The following is a 13805-nucleotide window of genomic DNA, read 5'->3' as shown; positions in this document are numbered from 1 at the left end:
CCCCTCTCAGCCGCGCTCGTCGCTTCGTGCGATCGTGAGCAGGCGGCCGAGTTCAACCTTAGTCAACGCGCGCACCTCGCCCGACCGCAGCGTGCCGAGGTGCAGCGGCCCGAACTGCCGCCTGACCAGCTCGACCACCGGATGCCCCACCGCATCGAGCATGCGCCGCACGATGCGGTTCCGCCCCGAGTGCAGGGTCACCTCGACCATCGAGAACCCGCCGCCGCTGCCGGCCTGCAGCAGCTTCGCCGCGTCGACCGCGATCGGTCCGTCCTCCAGTTCGATGCCGCGCTTGAGCTTCGTCAGCACCTGCGGCTGCACCGTGCCCCGGACCTTCGCGATGTAGGTCTTCTCGACGCCGAACGACGGGTGCGCGAGCACGTGCGCCAGCTCGCCGTCGTTGGTGAGCACGAGCAGTCCGCTCGTGTCGCCGTCGAGGCGCCCGACGTTGTAGACGCGACCCGGCAGGTCCTCCGTGAAGCGGCGCAGGTCGGGCCGCCCCTGCTCGTCGCGCATCGACGAGACGACCCCGCGCGGCTTGTTCAGCATGAAGTAGAGCTTGTCGGCGTCGAGCTGCACCGCGATGCCGTCGACGGCCACCTTCGCGACGGCCGGGTCGATGCGCGTGCCGAGCTCGGTGACGACCCGCCCGTCAACCGTGATGCGCCCCTCGACGATGTACTGCTCGACGACACGGCGCGACGCGACGCCCGCCGCGGCGAGCACCTTCTGCAGGCGCACGCCCTCGGGCGCGCCGCCGGCCGTCGCCCCGGGCTCAGCGGGCGAGGTCATCGAACCCGTCCTGGCCGTCGTCGAGCAGCGGCGCGACCTTCGGCAGCTCCTCGATGGAGTTCACGCCGAGGTGCACGAGCAGCTGGTCGGTCGTGCCGTAGAGGATCGCCCCCGTCTCGGCATCGCTCGACACCTCGGTGATGAGGCCGCGGCCGAGCAGCGTGCGCACGACCGAGTCGACGTTCACCGCGCGGATCGACGCCACCTGCCCGCGCGAGATCGGCTGCTTGTAGGCGATCACCGCGAGCGTCTCGAGCGCCGCCTGCGACAGGCGCGTCGGCGTCTGGGTGAGCACGAAGTCGGTGACGAGGTCGTCGTAGTCGCCGCGCACGTAGAAGCGCCAGCCACCGCCCACCTCCCGAAGCTCGAAGCCGCGACGGATGCCTCCGCCTGCGCCCGCCTCCGCCGAGCCGGTCTCCCCGTCGTAGTCGGCGACGAGTCGCGCGATCGACGCCCGCACCTCGCGCACGGGCCGCGCGACCGCGGTCGCGAGCTGCACGACGGTCTGCGGCTCGTCGGCGATGAAGAGGATCGCCTCGAGGGCGCGGTCGAGGTCGAGCGCGCGGCCCGCGAGGTCGATGCCGTGCTCGTCTGCGCCGTCGGCGGGCGGTGCGCCGGCGACATCCGCGGCGATGCCCGTGGCATCCGTCGCGGTGCCGGTGTCGGCCTCAGTGCTCGTGTTGGCCTCAGTGCTCGTGTTGGCCTCAGTGCTCGTGTTGGTCTCAATGCTCATAATCTGCTCCCAGACTGCCCAGCTGCTCCTCGGACCACTCCTCGGCGGTCCAGCGCAGGGTGAGTTCGCCGAGCGGCTCGAGCTGCTCGAAGGCGATGGCGGCGTGGCGGTACAGCTCCAGCACCGCGAGGAATCTGGCGACGACCACGCCCTTGCGGTCGACGCCGGCGACCAGCTCGCGGAACGACACGGGTTCGCCGCGGCGCAGCGTCGCGACGACCTGCGCCGCCTGCTCGCGGATGCTCACGAGCGGCGCGTGCAGGTGGTCGAGCCCCACCACAGGGATGATCCGCGGCGTGAGCGCCACGACCGCGAGCGCCGCGAAGTCGTCGGCCGACAGGGTCCAGCGCAGCTCGGGCGGCGCTTGGCGGAACCGCTCCTCGAGCCGCACCGAACGCGGGTGCCGGCTCGACTCGGCGGCGATGCGCTCACCGAACCAGGTCGCCACCTGCTTGAAGGCGCGGTATTGCAGCAGGCGCGCGAACAGCAGGTCGCGCGCCTCCAGCAGCGCGACGTCCTCGGCGTCGACGAGCTCGCCCTGCGGCAGGAGCCCGGCGATCTTCAGGTCGAGCAGCGTCGCCGCGACGACCAGGAACTCGCTGGCCCGGTCGAGCTCGTCCTCCGCCTCGAGCGTCGCGAGGTAGGAGATGAACTCGTCGGTGACCGCGCCGAGCGCGACCTCGGTGATGTCCATCTCGCGCTTCGAGATGAGCGAGAGCAGCAGGTCGAACGGGCCCTCGAAGTTGCTCAGGGCGACGCGGAAGGAGTCGTCCTGGGCCTCGGGCTCCGGCGCGGTCTCGATCGTCTCCCCGACGGGCTCAGGCGACGGCGCCACGGAAGATCAGCTCTCTCGCGAGCTGCCGGTAGGCCTTCGCCGCCTGGTGCTCGGGTGCGAACTGCGTGATGGGGGCGGATGCCACGGAGGCGTCCGGGAACTTCACGGTGCGCGTGATGACGGTCTCGAGCACGTCGTCGTTGAACGCCTCCACGACGCGCTCCAGCACCTCGCGCGAGTGCAGCGTGCGGGCGTCGTACATGGTGCCGAGGATGCCGTCGAGCGAGATGGCCGGGTTCAGCCGGTCGCGCACCTTCTCGATGGTCTCGATGAGCAGCGCCACGCCGCGCAGCGCGAAGTACTCGCACTCGAGCGGGATGACCACGCCGTGGCTCGCGGTCAGCGCGTTCACGGTGAGTAGGCCGAGCGACGGCTGGCAGTCGATGAGGATGACGTCGTAGTCGGCCGAGACGCGGCGGAGCACCCCGGCGAGGATCTGCTCGCGGGCCACCTCGTTGACCAGGTGCACCTCTGCCGCCGACAGGTCGATGTTCGCCGGGATGACGTCGAGCCCCTCGGTGCTCGTGTGCTGGATCGCGTCCTTCGGCTCGTGCTGGCGCGTCAGCAGCAGGTCGTAGATGGTGGTGACGTCGTGGGTGCGCACGCCGAGGCCCGCCGACAGCGCGCCCTGCGGGTCGAAGTCGATCGCGAGCACGCGGCGGCCGTAGCCGGCGAGCGTGGCGCCCAGGTTGATGGTCGTCGTGGTCTTGCCGACCCCGCCCTTCTGGTTGCACAGGGCGATGATGCGTGCGGGCCCGTGCCCGTCGAGCGCCTCGGGCTCGGGGAAGTCGCGGGCCGGCCGACCCGTCGGTCCGAGCGCCGGGTCGAGCGTGGCGGTCCCGTCCAATGGGTCGTTCTGGGATCCCGTCACGTGCATTCCTTCGAGTCGCGTGTTCCGCATGTCCTGCCCGATTCTAGCGAGCGGCTGGTTGACAGGCGGTCTCACACGCGCACCTGACCATCAGGTCACACCGGAAGATCGAGGATCCGATCTGCGATCGCCTTGCGGTCATGATTGCGGGGAATGAATCGGTCCTCACGTATTGCTGAGCGCAGCGCCTCCCGATCAGCACGCATCAAGGACTGCCATGCGCGTTCGACCACGAGCAATGCCCCAGTCTGCTCCTTCGGCGTCCGAGACCTCGATACGGCGTCGAGCAGCGTTCCTCCGTCTGCCAGCGACACATCCCCGAGCATCAGTCCGATGGCAATCACCCGCACCACTGGAGCACCGTCTCGGAGCATCGTCCTCACCTCTTCGGGCGGGAACTTCTCAGTGCTCGCAAGCGCGGTCGCCTGACGCACAAGCGCATCCTGCAACTGGACTCGGATCGCCCTGTCGTTCAGTTCTGACCTCAGGAAGGCGTAGGTGGCTACGAGGTCTCCGATCTCACTCCTGCCGAGTAGCTTCGCCGCCTTCGGTGCCCCGAGCTGCGCGAGTTCGAGCTCAAGGCGCGTGCCACTCACCTTCACGCTGGTGATTCTGTCCGATAACGCACCCACCAAGAGCAGGCTGGTCCCCAGAAGGGCGACCCACTGCAGTGCGGGCCCATACGCATCCGAGAAGACCAGTGCGGCTAGGGAGCCTAGCAAGGCGATGCCACCGATCACTACCAGGACGATCCGCATGGCCTGCACCGCAACCCCCACCCCGTCCACGTCGCGAAACAAGTGAATCCTAGCGAGCGCGAGGGTGTGCGGCCGTGTACATGTCCCGGAGCGTGTCAACCGTGACGAGCGTGTAGATCTGGGTCGTCGCGACGGACGAATGGCCGAGCAGCTCCTGCACGACGCGCACGTCGGCGCCGCCCGCGAGTAGGTGCGTGGCGAACGAGTGCCGCAGCGTGTGCGGCGAGATCTCGGCGCGGATGCCGGCGCGCTCGGCGGCGGCGCGAATGGCCAGCCAGGCGCTCTGGCGCGACATCCGCGCCCCTCTCGGGCCGAGGAAGAGCGCCGGGGTGGACTTCCCGCGCGCCGCGAAGTCGGGGCGCACGCGCACGAGGTAGGCGCCGAGCGCCTCGCGGGCGTAGCTGCCGAGCGGCACGATGCGCTGCTTGCCGCCCTTGCCCTCGAGGCGCACGACGTCGGCGTCCTGCACGTCGTCGACGTTCAGGGCGACGGCCTCCGACACGCGGGCGCCCGTCGCGTAGAGCAGCTCGAGCAGCGCACGGTCGCGCAGCGCCACCGGGTCGTCGCCACCGGTCGCGTCGAGCAGGGCCTGCACCTCTTCGACCGAGATGGCCTTCGGCAGGCGCGAGGCGAGCTTCGGCGGACGCACCTCTCGGGTCGGGTCGCTCGCGGCGCGCCCCTCCTCGAGGAGGAAGCGGTGCAGGCCGCGCACTGACGAGAGGATGCGGGCCACCGACGAGGCGGCCATCGGATGCCCCGGGTCGGCGCGCAGCGACGCGACGAAGTCCACCACGTCCTGCTCGGTGACGGATGCGGCGTCGTCGACGCCGCGCGCGGCCAGCCATGCGCCGTAGCGGTCGAGGTCGCGCCGGTAGGCCGCGACCGTGTTGCGCGACAGCCCCCGTTCGATCGTGAGGTGGCGCAGGTAGGACTCGACCGCGCCCGGGATCATCCGGTGCGGCGCCCCAGCTTGGGGTGCGCGGGCCACGGTGCATCCGCCGGCGCCAGGGTCGACCACTCGGCGGCCCGGGACGCAGTCGCGGCGAGCGCGGCGATCACGACCGCCGCGTTCTGCACGCGCCGTGCGAGCACCGCTTCGACGAGCTCGTCGAGCGGCACCCACCGCGCCTCCATGTCGGCCTCCTCGGCCTCGCGGGGGAAGGGATGGGGCGTGGCGCGCAGGCCGCGCGCGAGGTAGATGCGGATGGCCTCGTTGCTGCCGCCCGGCGTGTTCCAGAACTCCGTGAGCACCGACCACTGGTCGGCTTCGAGGTCGGCTTCCTCGGCCAGCTCGCGCTGCGCGGCCGCGAGCGGGGGCTCGCCGTCGACGTCGAGGAGCCCTGCCGGGATCTCCCAGTCGCGCGTGCGCACGGGGTGGCGGTACTGCTTGATGAGGAACGCGCGGTCGTTCTCATCGAGCGCGAGCACCGCGACGGCGCCCGTGTGGTCGACGTAGTCGCGCACGATACGGCCGTCGCCGTATTCGACCGTGTCACGGCGGAGGTCCCAGACACGGCCCTCGAAGACCCGCGTGCTCTCGACGGGTTCGATCGGGGCGTACTCGTCGGCGAGCGGCCCGGGAGTCTGCTCAGTGCCGGAGCCCGTCACCTGATCAGGCATCCGAGTTGTCGAAGAGCAGGCTCGCCCGACGGCGCTCGAGTGCGGCGGCGACCAGCCCGCGGAACAGCGGGTGCGCGTCGTTCGGACGACTGCGCAGCTCGGGGTGGGCCTGGGTGCCGATGTAGAACGGGTGCACGTCGCGGGGCAGCTCGACGAACTCGACCAGGTGGCGGTCGGGGCTCGTGCCCGAGAACACCAGGCCGGCCTCGGCGATCTGCTCGCGGTAGCCGTTGTTCACCTCGTAGCGGTGGCGGTGGCGCTCGGAGACGAGCTCGGAGCCGTACAGGTCGGCCGCGAGCGACCCCTCGGCGAGGGCCGCCGGGTACAGGCCGAGCCGCATGGTGCCGCCCATGTCGCCCTCGGCGATGATCTCGACCTGCTCCTCCATGGTCGCGATGACCGGGAACTTCGTGTCGGGGTCGAACTCCGACGACGAGGCGCCCTCGAGGCCGGCGACGTTGCGCGCGTACTCGATGACCATGCACTGCAGGCCGAGGCACAGGCCGAGCGCGGGGATGTGGTTGTCTCGGGCGAAGCGCAGCGCGCCGAGCTTGCCCTCGATGCCCCGCACGCCGAAGCCGCCGGGCACGCAGATGCCGTCGAGCTCGCCGAGGTGGCGCGCCGCGCCCTCCTCGGTCTCGCACTCGTCGGACGGGATCCAGCGGAGGTTCACCTTGGTCTTGCCGGCGAACCCGCCGGCGCGGAGCGCCTCGGTCACCGACAGGTACGCGTCGGGCAGGTCGATGTACTTGCCGACCAGGCCGATCGTGACCTCGTGCTTCGGCTCGTGCACCGCCTCGAGGAGCCCGGCCCAGCCGCTCCAGTCGACGTCGCGGGTCGTGAGGCCGAGGGAGTCGATGATGTACTGGTCGAGGCCCTGCTCGTGCAGCATCGTCGGGATGTCGTAGATGCTCGGCACGTCGACCGCGTTCACGACGGCCTGCTCGTCGACGTCGCACATGAGGGCGATCTTGCGCTTGTTCGCCTCGGTGACCGGGCGATCACTGCGCAGCACGAGCGCGTCGGGCTGGATGCCGATCGAGCGCAGCGTCGCGACGGAGTGCTGGGTCGGCTTGGTCTTCTGCTCCCCCGACGCCCCCATGTACGGCACGAGCGAGACGTGCACGAAGAACGCGTTGCCGCGGCCGAGTTCATGGCGCACCTGGCGGGCCGACTCGATGAACGGCTGCGACTCGATGTCGCCGACGGTGCCGCCGATCTCGGTGATGATCACGTCGGGCTTCGGCGTCTCCGACGCCTGCAGTCGCATCCGCCGCTTGATCTCGTCGGTGATGTGCGGGATCACCTGGACAGTGTCGCCGAGGTACTCGCCCCGGCGCTCCTTGGCGATGACCGTGGAGTAGATCTGCCCGGTGGTGACGTTCGCCGCCTGGCTGAGGTTGATGTCGAGGAACCGCTCGTAGTGCCCGATGTCGAGGTCGGTCTCGGCGCCGTCGTCGGTCACGAAGACCTCGCCGTGCTGGAACGGGTTCATCGTGCCCGGGTCGACGTTCAGGTAGGGGTCGAGCTTCTGCATGACGACGCGCAGGCCCCGCGCGGTCAGGAGATTGCCGAGGCTGGCGGCCGTGAGGCCCTTGCCCAATGAAGAAACGACACCACCGGTCACGAAGATGTGCTTGGTCGTGTCGTTCGAGGATTCCGCGCTGTCAATGTCCACCACGGGCTTCCATCCTATCAGCAGTGTGGGCGAGGGAGAGCAGCTCGCGGGCGTGCGCGAGGCCGGAGTCGGAGTCGGCGAGGCCGGAGAGCAGTCGGGCCATCTCGGCGGCGCGCTCGTCGCCCTCGAGCTGCTTCACGCTCGAGGCGGTGACGCGCCCGTCGGAGCCCTTCGCGACGCGCAGGTGGTTCGTCGCGAACGCCGCGACCTGTGCCAGGTGGGTCACGACGATGACCTGCGAGGTCTCGGCGAGCCGGGCGAGCCGCCTGCCGATCTCGATCGCGGCGGCGCCGCCGACGCCCGCGTCGACCTCGTCGAAGACGAACGTGGGCACCGGGTCGGTGGCCGCGACGACGACCTCGATCGCAAGCATGACGCGAGAGAGCTCACCGCCGGATGCCCCCTTCGACACCGGCCTGGCCGGGGCGCCGGCGTGCGGCGCGAGCAGGATGGCGACGGCGTCGCGCCCGTGCGCCGCCAGCTCGCCGGAGTCGTCGACCTGCACCTCGAGCCGGGCGTCGGGCATGGCCAAGGCCGCCAGTTCGGCCGTCACGCGTTCGGCGAGCTCGGCCCCCGCCTCGCGGCGGATGGCGGAGATGCGTGCGGCCAGCTCGGAGACGAGCGCCGCGTCGGCGTCGACCTGTGCGGCGAGCCGGTCGATGCGCTCGTCGTCGCCGTCGAGCTCGAGCAGGCGGAGCCCGCAGCGGTCGGCGTAGGCGATCACGTCGTCGAGCGTCGGCCCGAACCGGCGCTCGAGGTCGGTCAGCAGCGCGCGACGCTCCTGGATGAGCTCGAGTTCGCGGCTGCCGTCGGCGTCGAGCGATGCGAGGTAGCCCGAGAGGTCGGCGACCGCGTCGGCCAGGATGAACCCGGCGGATGCGAGTGCCTCGGCGATCGGCGCGAGCTGCGCGTCGTGCTCGGCGACGCGCTCGAGGGCGCGCCGCGCCCCGTCGACCAGCACCACCGCGTCGGGCACGTCCTCCACCACGTCGGACGAGAGCATCTCGCGGGCCTGCTCGCCCGCGAGCCGCAGCTCCTCGAGGTTCGTGAGCTTGTCGGCGCGCTCGGCGAGCTCGCGGCTCTCCCCCGCGACCGGTTCGGCCGCGGCGATCTCGTCCATCGCGGTGCGGAGCTCGGCCGCTTCGCGCGCGCGGTCCTCGTGGGCCTCGACGAGCGCCGCATGCTCGGCGGCCGCCTCGCGCCACCGGTGGAAGGCCTCGCGGTACTCGGCGAGCACGGGCTGCAGCGCCTCGCCGGCGAAGCGGTCGAGCGCCTCGCGCTGCGCCACGGCGGATCGCAGGCGCACCTGCTCCGACTGGCCGTGCACCACGACGAGCGACTCGCCGATGTCGGCGAGCACGCCGACCGGCGCGCTGCGCCCGCCCACGACGGCGCGGCTGCGCCCCTCGGCGGAGACCGAGCGGCCGAGCAGCAGCTCGCCCTGGTCGACGTCGCCGCCCGCATCGCGCGCGCGCTCGGCGACGGGCCCGTCGTCGGCGACGAGCCAGCGGCCCTCGACCCAGGCGCGCTCGGCGCCCGAGCGCACGGTGCCGGCATCGGCGCGCGAGCCGAGCAGCAGCCCGAGCGCCGAGACGACCATGGTCTTGCCGGCGCCGGTCTCGCCCGTGACCGCGGTGAACCCCGGGCCCACGGGCAGCGTCGCCTCCGCGATCACGCCGAGGTCGCGGATGGACAGTTCCTCAATCACGCGTGCCGGGCCCCCTCCACCCGGCGACCGGGAGTCGGAACTTGTTGACGAGCCGGTCGGTGAACGGCGCCTCGTGCAGTCGGGCCAGTCGCACCGGCGTGTCGGAGCGGCGCACGATCACGCGCGCGCCGGACGGCAGGTCGTGCATGCGCTGCCCGTCGCACCAGAGCACGCCCGAGGCGTTCGTGCGGTCGAGCACCTCGATCGCGAGCGACGAGTCGGGGCCGACCACGAGCGGGCGGGCGAACAGGGCGTGCGCGCTGAGCGGCACGAGCAGCATGGCCTCGACGCCGGGCCAGATGACGGGCCCGCCGGCCGAGAACGCGTACGCGGTCGAGCCGGTCGGCGTGGAGACGACGACCCCGTCGCACCCGAACGTCGACAGCGGACGACGGTCGACCTCGATGACGACCTCGAGCAGCCGTTCGCGCTCGGCCTTCTCGACGGTCACCTCGTTGAGCGCCCAGCTCTCCCAGACCACGTCCGGGCCCACCTTCACGCGCACCGCGAGCGCCATGCGCTCCTCGACCTCGTAGTCGCGGGCGAGCGCACGGGCCACGGTGTAGCCGAGGTCGTCGCGCTCGGACTCGGCGAGGAACCCGACGTGGCCCAGGTTCACGCCGAGCACGGGCGCCGAGTGCCCGCGCACCATCTCGGCGGCGCGCAGGATGGTGCCGTCGCCGCCGAGCACGATCGCGAGCTCGATGTCGGCGAGCGACACGCCGTCCTCGAGGCGCCGGGCGTTGCCGTTCATCTCGGGGTCGAACTCGTGCAGGTCGTCCCACTGCTCGGCGGCGATCACGGGGATCGCGCCGGCCGCGGTCAGCTGCCGGCACACCTCGGACGTGGCCTCCAGGGAGTCGCGGCGCCCGGTGTGGGAGACGACCAGGAAGTGCCGCGCTTCGCTCACGCCCGACCGCCCTTCGTCTCCGCCGTCACCAGTCCACTCCATTCTGACGGATCGCTCCCGCCCTCGGCGCGCAACCACGCGAGCACCTCGATGTTGCCGTGGGTGCCCTGCACTGGGGAGGACACGACGCCCGCCGTGCCGAGCCCGATGCCGGCCGCGAACCGCAGCACGCCCATCACGGCCTCCGCGCGCAGCGCGTCGTCGCGGACGACGCCCGCGCGCACGCCGCCGCGCCCCACCTCGAACTGCGGCTTCACGAGCAGCACGAAGTCGGCGTCGTCCGCCGCGGTCGCGCGCAGCGCGGGCAGCACGGTCGTGAGCGAGATGAACGAGAGATCCGCGGTGACGAGCGTCGGTCGGTCGTCGACGCCCGACACGTCGGCGAGCACCTCGGGCGTGAGGTCGCGCACGTTGCATCCCTCGACCGCCACCAGCCCCGGCGTGCCGTGCAGGCTCGGCGAGAGCTGGTCGTGGCCGACGTCGACCGCGATGACGGTGCGCGCGCCGCGCTCGAGCAGCACCTGGCTGAACCCGCCCGTCGAGGCCCCGGCGTCGAGCACCGTGCGACCGGCCGGATCGACGCCGAACGCGTCGAGCGCGGTCACGAGCTTCCATGCCGCCCGGCTCACGTAGTGGTCGGATGCCTCCACCACGAGGTCCGCGCCCGGGCCGACCCGGGTGGAGGCCTTGCGCACCACCCGGCCGTCGACCCGCACGTCACCGTCGGCGATCAGCTGGGCGGCGTGCGTGCGCGACCGCGCGAGCCCGCGGGCGGCGAGGGTCGCGTCGAGTCTGCCGTCGTCGGAGCTCAGTCGGCCGCCTCCGGGTCGGCGCCCTCGAGCTGGGCGCGCAACTCGCGGTGCAGCTGTTCGAAGGCGGCGGCGCGCTCCTCGAGCGGCAGCTCGTCGATGCCCGCCAGGCGTTCGGCGAGGCCGTCGGGGGCGGCGGATGCCTCGGGGCTCACGTCCGCCGGGGTCGCGTCGTCCGCGGGTGCGTCACTCACCCCTCCACGCTATCGCCTCCGCACGACGGCGGAGCCGGGTCACGCGTAGAGACGCTCCGGCACCTCCAGTCCGTGGATGGGCGTCGCGCTCCCCCAGATCGCCGCGGCTGCGGCGCGCAGCAGGTCGAGCGGGTCGCCGTCGCGCACGACCGTCACCTGACGGCCGTCGATGCGCACCACGGCGTCGCCGACCGAGACGCCTCCGTCGCGACGGGTGCGGGTCTCGGGGTACGGCTCGTGCAGCCCGCGCAGGTCGGCGAGCACGAAGTCGGGACGCATCTCGGGCTTCGCCGCGAGCACCTGCTTCGCCCGGTCGATGCCGGTGAGCACGAGCGCGGAGCGGATGCCGGCCCGACGTGCGCCGAGGATGTCGGTGTCGAGCCGGTCGCCGATCATGAGGGGCGACGCGACGCCGAACCGCTCGGTGGCCTCCGTGAAGATCGGGGTCTCCGGCTTGCCGGCGACCTGCGGCAGGATGCCGACGGCCGTGTGCACCGCGGAGACGAGGGTGCCGTTGCCCGGGGCGATGCCGCGCGCGACGGGGATCGTCCAGTCGGTGTTCGTGGCGATCCACGGGATGCCGCCGCGATCGGCGGCGTCGTTGATGGCGAAGCTCGCCTCGGCGAGCTGGGTCCAGCCGACGTCGGGGGCGAAGCCCTGCACGACCGCGGCCGGTGCGTCCTCCGCGGATCGCGTGGGCACGTAGCCCGCGCGCTCCAGCTCGACGATGATGCCCTCGCCGCCCACGACGAGCACGGTCGCACCGGGGTCGACGGCCGCGCGAAGCAGGCGCATCGCGGCCTGCGGGGACGTGACGACGTGCTCGGGCGCGACCCGGAGCCCGAGGTCGCCGAGGTGCGCGGCCACGGTCGCGTCGCTGCGGGAGGCGTTGTTCGTGATGTAGCCGACCGGCATGGTCGCAGCGACGGCGTTGAGGCTCTCGACCGCGTGCGGCAGCGCCGACGGGCCCGCGTAGACGACCCCGTCGAGGTCGGCCAGCACCGCATCGGCCCCGTCGAGGGGCGTCGCCGAATCAGTCCTCGCGCGGCGCAGCAGGCTCATCATCGCTTCCGACGGTCTCCTGGTCGACGGCGGATGCCTCGGGTTCGGCGTCGTCCGCGACGCGACCGTCGGCCGCGTCCTCGTCGGCCGCGGCGCCATCGGTCCCGGCGTCCACCACCGCCTCGGGCGCCTCCTCCGTCTCCTCGTCGGACTCGACCTCGAAGACGGTCACGGTCTCGACGTCGGCGGTCGCCGCATCGAGCGCGGCGACCGCTCGCGCCGAGCGCGCACGCCACTCGGCTGCGACCTCGGTGCGCCCGAGCTCCTCGAGCACCTCCGCGTACGCGTCGAAGAGCGCGGGGCTCCAGCTGAACGCGCGGTCGGGGTCGAGCTGCGGGATCTCGAGCTCCGACAGGGCGTCCTCGACCTGTCCGAGGTCGAGCCGCGCGCCCGACATGGCGATCGCGAGTGCCACGCGCACGGGCGTCTCGAGCGACTCGCGGTCGACGGAGCGGCCGAGCTCCAGTGCCTTCTCGGGCCGGCCCACGCCGCGCTCGCTGTCGACCATGAGCGGCAGTTGGTCGTCGCGGCCCGAGATGCGTCGGTAGGTGCGCAGCTCGCGCAGCGCGAGCGCGAAGTCACCGGTCTCGTAGGCGGTGATGGCGAGGGTCTCGCGCACGACGGCGACGCGTCCCGCACGATGCGCTGCCTCGAGCGCGTGCTCGTGCGCGCGCGCCGGGTCGTCCTCGAGGAGTCGCGAGGCCGCGACGAGGTGGCGGGCGACCTGCTCGGCGTTGTCCTTGCTCAGCGTCTTGAGCTCGGCGCGTGCGGCGCGGTCGAGGTCACGGGCGTCGATCGACGGGTCCACCTCGGGCACGTACCGACGCGGCTTCGACTCGCGGTCGTCGCGCGGGCCGCCCTGCGGTCGTGGTCCTCGGCCCGCGACGCGGCCCTGGCCCTGACGACCGCCACGGGGACCGCCGCTGCGGTCGGAGCGGTCGGAGCGGTCACCGCGCCAGTCACGATCCGGGCGACCGGCGCGATCCGGGCGACCGGCGCCGCCGGAACGATCCGGGCGTCCCGCACGATCCGGGCGCCCCGCACGATCCGGGCGCCCCGCACGATCCGGGCGCCCCGCACGATCCGGACGATCGGCACGATCCGGGCGTCCCGCCCCGCCAGCGCGATCGGGGCGTCCCGCACGATCCGAACGACCTGGGCGATCCGCGCCGCCGGCCCGCTGCGGGCGACCGCCGCGATCGGAACGACCCGCGCCGTCGGGGCGACCGGAACGCTCGGGGCGACCCGAGTACGACCGCCGCTCGCCGTCGCGCGCGCGATCCTGGCGCGGACGATCACCGTCGCGGCGCGGCGAGGAGCCGCCATCGCGCGACTGCGCGCGCGCCGACCTGCCACCCGACGACGTGCCACCGTGGTCGCGCGACGACCCCGCCTTCGCCGGGCGATCACCCGTGCGGCCCGGCTTCCGGTCGCCACCGCGGGCGTCGCCGCGAGACGGACCGCGTCGGCCGTCGCCCCGGGACGCGCCTGCCCGGTCCGGAGCCTGCTCCGGACGATCCTTGCGCTCGTCGTCCACGATGTTCCTGTCGTCTGTGCTGTTGTGTCGTGATCCACCGTACTGCGGGCGGTGCCGCGAAACTGGTGCTTAACTGCGAGATGGCCACCCGTCATCGGGTGGCCATCTCGGAATGAATGTCCGGCGGTGTCCTACTCTCCCACAGGGTGGCCCCTGCAGTACCATCGGCGCTGCGAGTCTTAGCTTCCGGGTTCGGAATGGGACCGGGCGTTTCCCTCGCGCTATGGCCGCCGAAACTCTTGCCACACCCGCACCTGGGGGTGTGTGGTCTCGGGTCCCACCCCGGGATCACAACCCC

The 13805-nt window shown here is 72.4% G+C and carries 14 protein-coding genes and 1 rRNA gene; all 15 read right to left on the bottom strand.

The window, feature by feature from the left end:
- Positions 1 to 6: 6 nt before the first annotated feature.
- The gene (locus ABZK10_RS12820; RefSeq protein ID WP_353809682.1) at positions 7 to 792 is read right to left on the bottom strand and encodes a pseudouridine synthase; all 786 of its coding nucleotides are present in this window, start codon (positions 790 to 792) and stop codon (positions 7 to 9) included.
- On the bottom strand, positions 776 to 1525 hold the full coding sequence (gene scpB, locus ABZK10_RS12815; protein ID WP_353809681.1) for an SMC-Scp complex subunit ScpB: 750 nt from the start codon (positions 1523 to 1525) through the stop codon (positions 776 to 778). The genes ABZK10_RS12820 and scpB overlap by 17 nt, the downstream gene beginning before the upstream one ends.
- Positions 1515 to 2360 (bottom strand): segregation and condensation protein A, encoded by an 846-nt coding sequence (locus ABZK10_RS12810; protein WP_436408533.1) that lies wholly within the window; start codon positions 2358 to 2360, stop codon positions 1515 to 1517. The genes scpB and ABZK10_RS12810 overlap by 11 nt, the downstream gene beginning before the upstream one ends.
- Positions 2344 to 3237: a ParA family protein gene (locus ABZK10_RS12805; protein WP_353810540.1), complete on the bottom strand. Its 894-nt coding sequence runs from the start codon at positions 3235 to 3237 to the stop codon at positions 2344 to 2346. Before ABZK10_RS12805 ends, ABZK10_RS12810 begins: the two co-directional genes overlap by 17 nt.
- An 89-nt stretch (positions 3238 to 3326) precedes the next feature.
- Positions 3327 to 4031: a hypothetical protein gene (locus tag ABZK10_RS12800; protein ID WP_353809680.1), complete on the bottom strand. Its 705-nt coding sequence runs from the start codon at positions 4029 to 4031 to the stop codon at positions 3327 to 3329.
- Positions 4032 to 4038: 7 nt separating this feature from the next.
- Complete coding sequence (gene xerD, locus ABZK10_RS12795) at positions 4039 to 4941, bottom strand: site-specific tyrosine recombinase XerD (protein ID WP_353810539.1); 903 nt, start codon at positions 4939 to 4941, stop codon at positions 4039 to 4041.
- Entirely contained in the window at positions 4938 to 5609 is a 672-nt protein-coding gene (locus tag ABZK10_RS12790) for an NUDIX domain-containing protein (RefSeq protein WP_353809679.1), read from the bottom strand. The genes xerD and ABZK10_RS12790 overlap by 4 nt, the downstream gene beginning before the upstream one ends.
- Complete coding sequence (gene pyrG, locus ABZK10_RS12785; RefSeq protein WP_353809678.1) at positions 5602 to 7290, bottom strand: CTP synthase; 1689 nt, start codon at positions 7288 to 7290, stop codon at positions 5602 to 5604. The genes ABZK10_RS12790 and pyrG overlap by 8 nt, the downstream gene beginning before the upstream one ends.
- Complete coding sequence (gene recN, locus ABZK10_RS12780; RefSeq protein ID WP_353809677.1) at positions 7277 to 8995, bottom strand: DNA repair protein RecN; 1719 nt, start codon at positions 8993 to 8995, stop codon at positions 7277 to 7279. The genes pyrG and recN overlap by 14 nt, the downstream gene beginning before the upstream one ends.
- On the bottom strand, positions 8988 to 9947 hold the full coding sequence (locus ABZK10_RS12775) for an NAD kinase (protein WP_436408532.1): 960 nt from the start codon (positions 9945 to 9947) through the stop codon (positions 8988 to 8990). Before ABZK10_RS12775 ends, recN begins: the two co-directional genes overlap by 8 nt.
- On the bottom strand, positions 9902 to 10717 hold the full coding sequence (locus ABZK10_RS12770; protein WP_353810538.1) for a TlyA family RNA methyltransferase: 816 nt from the start codon (positions 10715 to 10717) through the stop codon (positions 9902 to 9904). Before ABZK10_RS12770 ends, ABZK10_RS12775 begins: the two co-directional genes overlap by 46 nt.
- Positions 10714 to 10908: a hypothetical protein gene (locus ABZK10_RS12765; protein ID WP_353809675.1), complete on the bottom strand. Its 195-nt coding sequence runs from the start codon at positions 10906 to 10908 to the stop codon at positions 10714 to 10716. The genes ABZK10_RS12770 and ABZK10_RS12765 overlap by 4 nt, the downstream gene beginning before the upstream one ends.
- A gap of 39 nt (positions 10909 to 10947) precedes the next feature.
- Entirely contained in the window at positions 10948 to 11970 is a 1023-nt protein-coding gene (locus ABZK10_RS12760) for an HAD-IIA family hydrolase (protein ID WP_353809674.1), read from the bottom strand.
- Complete coding sequence (locus ABZK10_RS12755; protein ID WP_353809673.1) at positions 11942 to 12787, bottom strand: tetratricopeptide repeat protein; 846 nt, start codon at positions 12785 to 12787, stop codon at positions 11942 to 11944. Before ABZK10_RS12755 ends, ABZK10_RS12760 begins: the two co-directional genes overlap by 29 nt.
- An 838-nt stretch (positions 12788 to 13625) precedes the next feature.
- Positions 13626 to 13742: ribosomal RNA gene (rrf, locus tag ABZK10_RS12750) — 5S ribosomal RNA — on the bottom strand.
- Positions 13743 to 13805 lie beyond the last annotated feature (63 nt).

It is taken from the genome of Agromyces sp. SYSU T00194, assembly GCF_040496035.1.
Lineage (GTDB): Bacteria > Actinomycetota > Actinomycetes > Actinomycetales > Microbacteriaceae > Agromyces > Agromyces chitinivorans.
The sequence above is the reverse complement of the archived record's forward strand: the minus strand, read 5'-3'. Positions and strand labels throughout refer to the sequence as shown.

Coding starts and splice junctions, on each gene's coding strand:
- ABZK10_RS12820 (WP_353809682.1), bottom strand. CDS start 792: ATGACCTCGCCCGCTGAGCCCGGGGCGACGGCCGGCGGCGCGCCCGAG.
- scpB (WP_353809681.1), bottom strand. CDS start 1,525: ATGAGCATTGAGACCAACACGAGCACTGAGGCCAACACGAGCACTGAG.
- ABZK10_RS12805 (WP_353810540.1), bottom strand. CDS start 3,237: ATGCACGTGACGGGATCCCAGAACGACCCATTGGACGGGACCGCCACG.
- xerD (WP_353810539.1), bottom strand. CDS start 4,941: ATGATCCCGGGCGCGGTCGAGTCCTACCTGCGCCACCTCACGATCGAA.
- ABZK10_RS12790 (WP_353809679.1), bottom strand. CDS start 5,609: ATGCCTGATCAGGTGACGGGCTCCGGCACTGAGCAGACTCCCGGGCCG.
- ABZK10_RS12775 (WP_436408532.1), bottom strand. CDS start 9,947: ATGGAGTGGACTGGTGACGGCGGAGACGAAGGGCGGTCGGGCGTGAGC.
- ABZK10_RS12760 (WP_353809674.1), bottom strand. CDS start 11,970: ATGAGCCTGCTGCGCCGCGCGAGGACTGATTCGGCGACGCCCCTCGAC.